Raw genomic sequence first — 7841 nt, 5'->3', positions numbered from 1 at the left:
ATGTTGTTCTAATTTTCCCCATGAAAAAATCCCCTCCATAGAAGACAGTACAATCCTTTCTTTTTACTGTCTACTATAAGGGGATAATAACAATTGTAAGGTCCTTTTTTATTATTGTAAGTTGATTTAAAGAATTAATCTGTATCTGTTATACAAATAACCCATAATTTTTGTTCTGTTTCATCAAAAATAATCCATGTACAATCCCAAGCAACACCATAAAACCAATTAGCCCAAGCTTGTCCTGATTTAAATACTTTTACTTCGGAAAATCTATCTTGAAACATGTAATCACAAATCATTTGCCCTAATTTCTTAGCTTCACTGGCGTCTCTATCCAATTCACAAGCACCGCCCCACATGAGTGCTATTGCAAAGCTTCCATCAAGGATTAGAGAATTTATTTCTTTTAAGCCCGTTTCATTTTCAAGTGGATCACTGATATTTAATTCAGCAATATTATTTCTTATATCTGGAAAGGACAGAAGCTTTTTAAAATACTTTTCATATTTTTCTTCTTTCCAAGGTAGCTCTCTAAAAACTTGATGATTTGTTACTTGAAAACAATGTATGATTGTTCCACCATTACTATATTCCTTATTAAAGGTATCAACAAATCTTTGTACAATTGGACTATTTAATTAAGTTTTTTATAGGTACCAGATTTCCACATAGTTATATGAACTCCTAAATTTAGATTCTTAAGAAATATGGTACATTACAAGTAATATATATCATATACAAATCTAGTCACCATAAGCGATGTTATCGGAATTCAATGTATCTAGAATCCTTCAAAAAATTTCCTTCAGCCAAATTACCTGGAGAGCATTTTTTATTTACATAATTTTGAAAGCGTTAAATGTTAATCTTTCTCTTGCTTATCTAACCAATCCCAATAGCTATCATATAACTCATCATGTAACATCATTTCATCTTCAGCTTCTTCGTCTTCTTGCACGTCTGCTAATCTCAATCCTACCCATATGTCATCAACTTTCTCTACTGTTGGATCAGAAACTCCGTCTAGTAAACTAAAGGCATCATGAAAAGCTCCCATAATATTATCTCTTACTATTTTTTGGATAGCACTTATGCTTTCAGGAGAGAAAGATTGATATTTTAAGGCATAAACCTCTTTTTCAGTTAAATTGAATTCTTCCCATGTTAATTTTCTTGAAGGGTTTTTTAGTTCTTTTTCAATTAGCGAGTATTCTCTAATAATGCTATGTAATTCCACTAAGAACGCACGTTTATTATCCATATTTGATGCTCCTTTCCACCTAAACTGTTTTATATCAATTCTAACAGATTCTCCTTTCTTCAGTAGCTGTATACTGTATTCATGTTAGGTTGACATAAAGTCAATTTTCGGAACTTCTGAAACATATAACCCCTTGAGCACCAAGGGGTTCCGAATGGTCCATTTTTATCGTTTATACATGATTCTATACATTGTTGATGAATCAACATTTTCGGCTTCTTCAGAAGCATGGTAGCTGCATAAAAAAGGGGGTAGTTTAATAAGATTTTGTACTTACCCGGTAAAATGTTCTTTAAAAATCTGTTTAAAATAAGGCTTAAAATCAATTTCAATCATTTGTTGGGAGTCCTCATTAGCAACTGTTATTAGTACACTTGAATGGTCTTTCTTATCTGCTGTAATTTCAAATTTATCAACTCGTTTCAGGTCCAAAAGTGATAACAATCTATTTGAAGTACGCTGAGTTACTTGTATTTTCACTTCACCATAAGAAGGGGAAAGTGTAACAATAAAGTCTTCTTTTCCATTAAAAAATTGATATGTTGCTTTATTGTAATAAAACGGTAAGTCTTTCGAAGTGCTATCTAATAACATCGGTTCACATTCAAATAACGAAAGTAAGTCGTTTTCTCCTGGAAATGTATCCATTTTCCCATCACCTTTTTATCACTATTTTAACAGTTTCTACTTCAATTATCTTGCTAGTTAGTTGAAGTAGAGGGTTTTTCTGAATGTATGATTTTGAGGTCTTGCTGTTGAATTAAAGTACTCGTTAGTAAACTACTCATAGTAAATTTAATCTCCTAATAAGCCATATAACATTAGTAGAAGCCCTAAATAAAACAAAGTTGTTAATCCTGTAAATGGGTCTAAAACAAAATCTAAAAATTCCATCCACTTGTCCTTAATAGAATTGGCTTTCTTTATACCTGGTATGTAAATAAGCAATGATATAACTATACAAATAACTCCTGCAACTAGGGATAAAATACGCACCATTAACCACACCTAACTTAAATTTTAAAATCGGTTTAATCACTTATTATACTATCCTGTACCGTTAGTTGAATAAGGTTTTTTGAATGTATGATTTGATTTTGTATAGTTTCGTACATTAAAAAGACCACCAATTTGGTGGTCGCGCTGTTGAATTTAAGCACCTGTTAGTTTAATAAGAAACCCTTTACTCTTTATTTATTACACCGTATCTATTTTGTTTCCCCATCCATGAACTAGCGTCCCGCCATTTCAAACTCTTGGCAGAAATCCAGCTATTTGTATGAAGAGAATAGTCTTCAGGTTCCCAATCATAGGCATCAGCCCAATAAAATAAACCTTTATGTAAAATCAGTTTTGCATCATAAATGATTGAATCGTAATTAATTGGACTTGGAACAATGTGAAACTGAGTTACACCTTCAAATAATAACTCAATTGCGGAAGGGTCACGAAACTGCCTTTGGAAAAGGATTCGTACATTAGTATCCAGTTCTGGTGATACCCCCATCGATAAATTCTCATCCACATAACTGTCAGTCCACATATATAATTCCTTTAAACAACTATCATGAAAACCACCAAATTTATCCAAGAGATTTTCAATATCTTTACTATCTTTAACTTCTATCCATTCCATCAGATACCACCAGCTTATTAAGTATTCTTATTAATAGCATATTTTACCACTTCCTTCTTAAACTAAACTACCCGTTTGTTCAATAAGAAAAAGGCTGCCGTAGCACCCCCTTATCATGCTATAGCTACGCAATAGTTGAAGAAGAAATCATTCGTTGAACCTTAAGATTTTTACATAACTATATAATTAGTTAATAACCCTAAAGTCAATGCCCCAACAATAAAAGCACCTATGTAATTAAAATCTTGTATCTCAGCTTAGTTTTCAATAAGAAATATAACCGAAAGGTGTAATAAAGTATTATCAAATCAATAGGTGTCTTAATTAATGAAATAATAAATTTATTATTAATGTGGAAGTGTTCATATAAAAACTCCCTAAAAAAATAATTATTTACCATACCAATAATAGAAAAAACGACTTGATAAACAAATAGCTTAAAAAGATTCACACAATTCAAACTCCCCTAAACTCATATCTTACTGAGGAGCACTATTTTTTTCAAAGTTGAAAAATAGCGATCTAAAGGAATGCTAAACTGCTTCGTAGTCGAACAAGAAAAAGGAGCCGTAACTACAACTCCTTGTTTCGCTCAAGCACCCGTTTGTTCAACAAAATATGAATAATTACAACCCGTTATTTCTCCCATAGCTCAACCAGTCTACCTTCAGGATCTTTAATCCAAATAAATTTACCAAATTCACTAATCTCTTTTTCCTTTACAAGTGGAACACCAATTTGTTCAAGATGCTTAATAGTCTCGTTTAGATTATAAACTTGGAAATTTAACATCACTTGCTGTTCTGTTGGGAAGTAAAGGTCATCTTCAGTAAAGAAAGAAAAGATAGTTTCATTTTCTGAATGGGGTTTAATAATAGTCCCATTCCAATTTTCTATTTCAATCTTCAGCACTTCACTGTACCATTTTTTTATAGCATCTAGATTTTTAGTCCTCCAAAATATTCCCCCGAAGCCTTTTATCATCATAATAAACTCGTTCCCTTCTCTAATTTCTTTAATTTTTCGATTAAATTAGATATTCAAGAAGTAAAATCAAATTCCTTCTTCAACCTACCTGCCCGTTAGTACAAAAAGAAAAGGATTGCCGCAGCAACCCCTGTTTAACTCTTGCACCCGTTAATTCCATTTGTATGACCTAAAATAAAAAGACGGTCTTATGACGATTAATTTTAGGATCCCCAAAAAACATCAAGTTTAATTGAGAGGCAGTTGGACTGTCACATATGTTTATTTATTCTTGCTTTCTTGGGCTTTTAATGCTACTTTTTCAAGTCCATCATGCGCAAATTCTACATCTGTTTTAGGTAGAGCATTATTATTCTTAAATTGCTTATTCTTCTTTTTAGACATTTTTTCACCACCCTTGTAGTTTGATTTAGTTATTCCACTAGGATGCCAACAATTATAAATGCACTATATAAAGATATCAGAGTAGTATCTTTTCCGAATTTTTTTGTTATTGGCACCCACTATTTTAGTTTGCTTTATTTTTTGCAGGCTATGCTATTTGAGTTTCTTCTTTAACTAAATTGCCCCGTTACTTCAATAAGAAAAAGGGTTTACTCATTAATCAAGTAAAGCACCCATTCGTCAAAGAAAGTTTTCAAGAAGCTCTTTGTTTCGTCCTGTTCCGGTCAATTGTCTTAATTTTTTTAATGAAATAATAATGTTTGTAGAGGGCGCTCACTACCAATAGGACTTTCACTAAAAGGATATCCACATAAAACACAGAAATTACGATGAAGAAATCGGCAATTAAATTGATTCTAATTTTCTCTTTTAGAGTCATCCCTTTTTTTTGTAGGAATGCTTCAACGTATTTCTTATATAATGAGGTGCTTTTGAACCAGTTTTCAATCGACTTGGAACTTTTTGCAAAGCAAAAAGCAGCAAATAAGTAAAACGGACCGCCCGGCAGAACAGGTAACACAGTCCCTGCAATGCCAATCACAAGGGATATAAATCCAAGAAACAAAAACAGGATACTTTTTAGTTTTTTCATTGTAATCACCTTTTTATTTATATTGTATTCCCTTTTAACGTTCAGAGGTAGTCCAAATGATTAACATCACTGATTAGTATCATACCATTTTCTAATTGAACTCACCTTGCAGTTACTTGAAGATAAAAGGGCATTATCACTGATTTCTAAAATCTAAATTATCATTTGGCACATCTAATATATGTCCGTTTATTACCACTGTATTATTGTATGTCCAAATAATATTTGCAGTATCTTATCGATAATTCCGATAGATATTTTTTGTTTTATTTCCTTTTCGATTAAATACCAACTCACCACGAACAGAATAAGAAGATGTAGCCCCCCATTGGTTACATATGCTTTTAACGTGTATTTTCCATCAGTTGATTTTTCTTCTGTAAGATATTCTCCCGTTGGTAACCTTTTCATATCAAAGAATGCCCAATAAACTCCATACCCGACCACTGCAACAAATAACAAACCAACTATTATAAATCCCTTAAACAATTTTTTGTAAAAACTTTTTTTCTCAAATTCAACATTCACTTCACTATGTTCCAAAGACACAATTCCCTTTTTTGAAAATGTCTTCTTCAGATAATTTGCTTCATTAGCTGAAGATAAGTTGTTCTTGAAAATAACCCACTTTTTAAAATGTTTATGGTAAATTAAGTTTAACAAGAATTAAGGAATAATACTTGGAAAGGTGGTTAATAAAAATGGAAAACTTTTATTTGTTTTTAATTATGTGTATTTTTCTCATTATTTTACCTGGTCCTGATACTGCTATCGCTACAAAAAATACCCTCACTGCTGGAAGAACAGGAGGTTTTAAAACAATGTTTGGTACTTGTTGTGCACTACTAATTCATACATTGGCTGCTGTTGTAGGTCTTTCAGCAATTATTGTGAAATCGGCTTTATTATTTTCTGTCTTCAAATACGTCGGTTCTGTGTACTTAATTTATCTAGGCATCAAGACATTATGGGCACTAAAGAACAAGAAAGCAGCAACCACCACCGAAATGACTTTCGAAAGTAAGTATGAAAGCAAGTCTTGTTTTAAACAAGGTTTCCTTACCAACATCCTAAATCCAAAAGTCGCTATCTTTTTCCTAACCTTCTTGCCGCAGTTCGTGGATTCGGGAAGCAATACTTTTTTACCGTTTCTATTAATGGGAATAACTTATTCCGTTTTAACCGCCGTCTGGTTTTTGTTCTATATCTATTTACTTAACCAGATTAGTGCTTTTATGAAAAAGCCTAGAACCCAAACGTTTATTGAAGGAATAACAGGTACCATACTAATAGGTTTTGGTGTTAAACTGGCTCTAGAAAAGGCTCATAATTAGAATGCTTTTTAGACCTCTGGATTCTAATCTAAGGGTCTTTTCTCTTCATAACCACAAAATTTTCAACAACCTTATGAACTAACCTGCCAGTTACTTGAATAAGAATAGGGCTCTACTTCTATTTAAAGTAAAGCATCCCGTTTGTTTAAGTAGAATTCCTCACAATACCTCTTCGTATTGAACAACATATGACGTGAACAAAAAATCAACAATTACTATAAGAAATCCTGTACCAATGCTCACAAAAACGTTATTGAAAGGAGAAAGGAAATTCATACCCATACAAGACACGTAATAAACATATACTTAATGATACTTGTGATCAGATTAGAAAGGAGAAATCAACTTTGACAAAATATCGGATCATGTCCTTTGATGGAGGCGGTACCTTAGGTGCATTAAGTTTACAACTTTTGAACAGACTGGCTCAGCAAAACCCAAAATTAATTAGTCGAACCAATGTTTTTTCGGGAAATTCAATCGGTTCATTCACTGCCCTTGCGTTAGCAAGTGGAAGATCGCCAAAGGAGACACTCCAATTTTTTAAGGATAAAATCCTGCCGGCATTCAGCGTTTCCCGACCAGGTGGACCTGTTTTTAACCAACAATTACCATATTCTGGTTTCATTAAAGCAGTACAAACATTTTTTCCACCAGATCTTCTCCTCAAAGACTTTAAAAGACGAATTGTTGTCCCTGCATTTCATTTATTCTCACCGGAGCTGAATCGTTGGACTCCTGTGTTATTCCACAACTTTCCTGGCTCTCCCTATTTTAATGAGAAAGCGAGTGATGTAATACTACGGAGCAGTGGTGCTCCCGCGACGCAAAGAGCCTATCAAAACTACGTGGATGGGTATACAGTTGCAACTAACCCCAGTACAGCCAGTATCGCGTTTGCAGTGGGGAAAGCCAAACAGCCGCTCGATCAAATTGCGGTATTATCCATTGGAACAGGTGAAGAGCCGACTCAATTAAGAAGAGATACGGAGGGGTGGGGGATGGTGAGTGCGGATAACATACGCCCCGAAAATATGAAGAACCTTCCCCCAAATTGGGGAGTTCTTTTGGACCGATCGCCCAATGAACCTTTACTGCCATTTCTTCAGATTATCTCTAGTGGATCCGGTTACTATGAATCCATGGTCAGTTCTCTGCTTCTAGGAAATCGTTTTTTTCGGTTAAATCCACGGATTCCTAATTTCTCCAAAACGGACCCAACTGTGGTTCCCGCTGTCATTTCAATTGCTAACAGAACAAATTTACAACCTGCAATTCAATTTATAGAGAAAAACTGGAATTAATATAACTATCCATAAATCTGATTAATTTTTTTCAAGAATTTGGATTTTTTATAAAAAACAGCCAATCTGGCTGTTTTTATTTATTCATTCAGTTCTTCTTTAACTAAACTCCCTCTATAAAGAAAGGAATAACTCTGGATTCCTCGCTTATTCTTAAGATTTCATTATGATCTGTATTAGATAGCCATTAAAGCGGTGGATGTAAGTTGAAAGTAAGGGCAATTTTGGTACTGTAGAGAAAAAAGGACTTTAGCTACTTAGCCAACTCTATCCAAAAAAT

The 7841-nt window shown here is 33.5% G+C and carries 10 protein-coding genes and 1 pseudogene; 2 read left to right on the top strand and 9 right to left on the bottom strand.

Annotated features, from left to right (window positions below; translation table 11 throughout):
• Positions 1 to 134: 134 nt before the first annotated feature.
• The 9 genes and pseudogenes from HNP81_RS22450 to HNP81_RS22415 all read right to left on the bottom strand — a co-directional run bounded on the left by HNP81_RS22450 (position 135) and on the right by HNP81_RS22415 (position 5451).
• A complete protein-coding gene (locus HNP81_RS22450; RefSeq protein WP_182504064.1) occupies positions 135 to 341 on the bottom strand; it encodes a hypothetical protein in 207 nt (68 codons plus the stop codon).
• 524 nt (positions 342 to 865) lie between these two features.
• Positions 866 to 1264, bottom strand: a complete 399-nt coding sequence (locus tag HNP81_RS22445) for a hypothetical protein (RefSeq protein WP_182504063.1) — start codon at positions 1262 to 1264, stop codon at positions 866 to 868.
• A 273-nt stretch (positions 1265 to 1537) separates the two neighbouring features.
• The gene (locus HNP81_RS22440; RefSeq protein WP_182504062.1) at positions 1538 to 1912 is read right to left on the bottom strand and encodes a hypothetical protein; all 375 of its coding nucleotides are present in this window, start codon (positions 1910 to 1912) and stop codon (positions 1538 to 1540) included.
• A gap of 147 nt (positions 1913 to 2059) precedes the next feature.
• Positions 2060 to 2263, bottom strand: a complete 204-nt coding sequence (locus HNP81_RS22435; RefSeq protein ID WP_182504061.1) for a hypothetical protein — start codon at positions 2261 to 2263, stop codon at positions 2060 to 2062.
• Positions 2264 to 2447: 184 nt separating this feature from the next.
• The gene (locus HNP81_RS22430; protein ID WP_182504060.1) at positions 2448 to 2900 is read right to left on the bottom strand and encodes a hypothetical protein; all 453 of its coding nucleotides are present in this window, start codon (positions 2898 to 2900) and stop codon (positions 2448 to 2450) included.
• Between the two features lie 636 nt (positions 2901 to 3536).
• Positions 3537 to 3884: a VOC family protein gene (locus HNP81_RS22425; protein ID WP_182504066.1), complete on the bottom strand. Its 348-nt coding sequence runs from the start codon at positions 3882 to 3884 to the stop codon at positions 3537 to 3539.
• Positions 3885 to 4148: 264 nt separating this feature from the next.
• Positions 4149 to 4271: a hypothetical protein gene (locus tag HNP81_RS24410; RefSeq protein WP_268745176.1), complete on the bottom strand. Its 123-nt coding sequence runs from the start codon at positions 4269 to 4271 to the stop codon at positions 4149 to 4151.
• A gap of 253 nt (positions 4272 to 4524) precedes the next feature.
• Positions 4525 to 4923, bottom strand: a complete 399-nt coding sequence (locus tag HNP81_RS22420; RefSeq protein ID WP_028390741.1) for a YbaN family protein — start codon at positions 4921 to 4923, stop codon at positions 4525 to 4527.
• A gap of 136 nt (positions 4924 to 5059) precedes the next feature.
• A pseudogene (locus HNP81_RS22415) lies at positions 5060 to 5451 on the bottom strand (DUF5412 family protein).
• Positions 5452 to 5624: 173 nt separating this feature from the next.
• On the opposite strand from HNP81_RS22415, the gene HNP81_RS22410 reads away from it, so the two are divergent.
• Both HNP81_RS22410 and cotR read left to right on the top strand, forming a co-directional pair.
• Positions 5625 to 6257: a LysE family translocator gene (locus tag HNP81_RS22410; protein WP_182504059.1), complete on the top strand. Its 633-nt coding sequence runs from the start codon at positions 5625 to 5627 to the stop codon at positions 6255 to 6257.
• Between the two features lie 347 nt (positions 6258 to 6604).
• Positions 6605 to 7561, top strand: coding sequence for a sporulation hydrolase CotR (cotR, locus tag HNP81_RS22405; protein WP_182504058.1), 957 nt, complete (start codon positions 6605 to 6607; stop codon positions 7559 to 7561).
• The last annotated feature ends 280 nt before the right edge of the window (positions 7562 to 7841 follow it).

The sequence above is a fragment of the Peribacillus huizhouensis genome, from assembly GCF_014138605.1.
GTDB classification, from domain to species: Bacteria; Bacillota; Bacilli; order Bacillales; family DSM-1321; genus Peribacillus; species Peribacillus huizhouensis.
Note: the sequence above shows the minus strand (reverse complement) of the source record. Positions and strands in the feature narration are given on the sequence as shown.